The following is a 1,043-nucleotide window of genomic DNA, read 5'->3' as shown; positions in this document are numbered from 1 at the left end:
ACCGAGTTGATCACCGCACGGCCGCCGAGCTTCTCCAGCCCGGCCCGGAGGACCGGCACCTCGGTGGAGTCCAGCACGATCGGCAGGGTGGAGGCCGTGGCGAACCGCCCCGCCAGCTCCTGCATGTCCGCCACACCGTCCCGGCCGACGTAGTCCACACACAGGTCGAGCATGTGCGCGCCCTCACGGATCTGCTCGCGGGCCATCTCCACACAGTCCTCCCAGCGGCCCTCCAGCATCGCCTCACGGAACTTCTTCGAGCCGTTGGCGTTGGTACGCTCACCGATGGCGAGGTAGGAGGTGTCCTGACGGAAGGGCACCGTCTGATACAGGGACGCGGCACCCGGCTCCGGGCGCGGATCGCGCTCCGCCGGGGCGAGGCCGCGCACCCGCTCCACGACCTGGCGCAGGTGCTCCGGCGTCGTGCCGCAGCAGCCGCCCACCAGCGACAGGCCGTAGTCGCGCACGAAGTTCTCCTGCGCGTCGGCCAGCCCCTGCGCATCGAGCGGGAAATGCGCGCCGTCCCTGGTCAGGATCGGCAGACCCGCGTTCGGCATGCACAGCAGCGGAATACGCGAGTGGCGGGTGAGGTAGCGCAGGTGCTCGCTCATCTCGGCCGGCCCGGTCGAGCAGTTCAGACCGATCATGTCGATGCCGAGCGGCTCCAGCGCGGTCAGCGCCGCGCCGATCTCCGAACCCAGCAGCATCGTGCCGGTCGTCTCGAACGCCATCGACACCAGCAGCGGCACGTCGGCACCGGCCGCCTCGATGGCACGGCGGGCGGCGACCACCGAGGCCTTCGTCTGCAGCAGGTCCTGCGTCGTCTCCACGATCAGCGCGTCGGCACCACCGGCGAGCAGACCCTCGGCATTGGCCTGATAGCCGTCACGGATCGTCGCGTAGCCGACGTGGCCGAGCGTGGGCAGCTTGGTGCCGGGACCGATCGAACCGAGCACCCAGCGGGTGCGCCCGTCCCGGCCGGCGAACTCGTCGGCCACCTCACGGGCGATGCGCGCACCGGCCTCCGACAGCTCGAACACCCG

General features: G+C 70.9%; 1 protein-coding gene. It reads right to left on the bottom strand.

Annotation, left to right across the window (positions count from 1 at the left end; genetic code table 11):
- A partial coding sequence (locus tag AB0J12_RS39655) for a homocysteine S-methyltransferase family protein (protein WP_363269667.1) occupies positions 1–1,043 on the bottom strand: 1,043 nt, incomplete at both ends.

Origin of the sequence: Streptomyces sp. NPDC049915 (genome assembly GCF_040656475.1) — a bacterium.
Taxonomy (GTDB): Bacteria; Actinomycetota; Actinomycetes; order Streptomycetales; family Streptomycetaceae; genus Streptomyces.
This window is presented reverse-complemented; position numbering and strand designations above follow the sequence as displayed.